The 1,577-nt window shown below is 74.6% G+C and carries 2 protein-coding genes; both read right to left on the bottom strand.

Going from position 1 to position 1,577, the window contains the following annotated elements; genetic code table 11:
* Positions 1-248 precede the first annotated feature (248 nt).
* Complete coding sequence (locus tag GL263_RS26210; protein WP_182858220.1) at positions 249-1,343, bottom strand: ABC transporter ATP-binding protein; 1,095 nt, start codon at positions 1,341-1,343, stop codon at positions 249-251.
* Positions 1,340-1,577: oligopeptide/dipeptide ABC transporter ATP-binding protein (locus tag GL263_RS26205; protein ID WP_323379568.1), on the bottom strand; the 238-nt coding region annotated here is incomplete at its 5' end. The genes GL263_RS26210 and GL263_RS26205, both read right to left, overlap by 4 nt.

Genomic DNA, 1,577 nt, shown 5'->3' with positions numbered 1-1,577 from the left:
GCGGTGGCCTGACCGACCTGACCGAGGTGTGCCGAGGACGCGACGATCGCGACCATGGTGGCGGCCGTGAGCACGCGTCTGCGGGGGGTTCTGTTCCGCTGGGTGCGGTTCTGCTGTGACACCGGGTCTCCTGTGTGGGGTGAGGAAAGGGGTGGAGGGTGGTGCGAAGGGTGATGCGGGGTGGTGCTGTCGGCGCGGCGCGGCCGGGTGCGCCGGGGCGCGGGCCGACGTGTGGGCGAGCGCGCGGGTCAGGGGACGGGCGCGTTCTCGGGGAAGTGGCAGGCGACAAGCCGGCCTCCGCCGCCGGGGGCGGATGCGGCCGGGACGGGTGAGTCCTTCAACCCGCCGGTGGGCGGCACAACCGCCGGTATCGGCGCCGGCGCCAACCGTGGCGCCTCGACGCGGCAGCGTTCGGTCGCCTTGTGACAGCGGGGGTGGAAGGCGCAGCCGCTCGGCGGCGCCGCCGGGTTGGGCGGGTCGCCGAGCAGGGTGACGCGTTCGCGGGCCCGTTCGGCGGCCGGCTCCGGCAGCGGGACGGCGGACAGCAGGGCGCGGGTGTAGGGGTGCGCCGGGTTGCCGTACACCTGCGCCTTGTCACCGGTCTCGACGATCCGGCCGAGGTACATGACGGCGACCTGGTCGCAGACACGTTTCACCACGGACAGGTCGTGGGCGATGAAGAGGTAGGCGAGGCCGAGTTCGCGTTGCAGTCGTTCGAGAAGGTTGACGATCTGGGCCTGGACGGACACGTCCAGCGCGGAGACCGGTTCGTCGGCGACGATGACGCGGGGCCCGGTGGCGAGGGCGCGGGCGATGCCGATGCGTTGGGCCTGCCCGCCGGAGAACTGGTGGGGGCGGCGGTCGAGGTGTTCGGGCCGCAGGCCGACGAGTTCCATCAGCTCGGCGGCCCGTCCTCGGGCCTCGCCGGCGGGGGTGCCGCGCACCAGCAGCGGTTCGGCGATGCTGCGGGCGACGCTCTGCCGGGGGTTGAGCGAGGAGTGCGGGTCCTGGAAGACCATCTGGAGGTCGCCGCGGAAGGGCCGCAGGCCGCGCCGGTCGAGGTGGGTGAGGTCGTGGCCGTCGAAGGTGATGCTCCCGGCGGTGGGTTCGAGGAGCCGGACGACCAGGCGTCCGGTGGTGGACTTGCCGCAGCCCGACTCTCCGACGAGGCCGAGGGTGCGGCCGGCGGGCAGGTCGAAACCGAGGCCGTCGACGGCCCGGACCGGGGCGCCGCGCCTGGCCGGGTAGTGCATGGTGAGGTCGCGGACGCTGAGCAGCGGGCTGTCGGCACTCGCGTCGGTGTCGTCGGTGCCGCCGGTGCCGGCGGCGGTGATCGCGGTCATCGGGCGGCTCCCGTGGTGAGGGGGAGGTGGCAGGCGACCAGCCGCTCGCCGTCGCGGACGGTGTCGGGCCTGCGGCTGTGGCAGTCGTCGGCGGCGTGCGGGCAGCGGGGGGCGAAGGCGCAGCCGGGGAGCGGCCGGAGCAGGGAGGGAGGGCTGCCGGCGATGGCGCGCAGCGGTGTGTCGTCGTGGTCGTCCAGCCGGGGCAGGGAGTCGAGCAGCCCTCGGGTGTAGGGG

This window comes from Streptomyces durbertensis (assembly GCF_014156695.1).
GTDB classification, from domain to species: Bacteria; Actinomycetota; Actinomycetes; order Streptomycetales; family Streptomycetaceae; genus Streptomyces; species Streptomyces durbertensis.
This window is presented reverse-complemented; position numbering and strand designations above follow the sequence as displayed.

Coding starts and splice junctions, on each gene's coding strand:
- GL263_RS26210 (WP_182858220.1), bottom strand. CDS start 1,343: ATGACCGCGATCACCGCCGCCGGCACCGGCGGCACCGACGACACCGAC.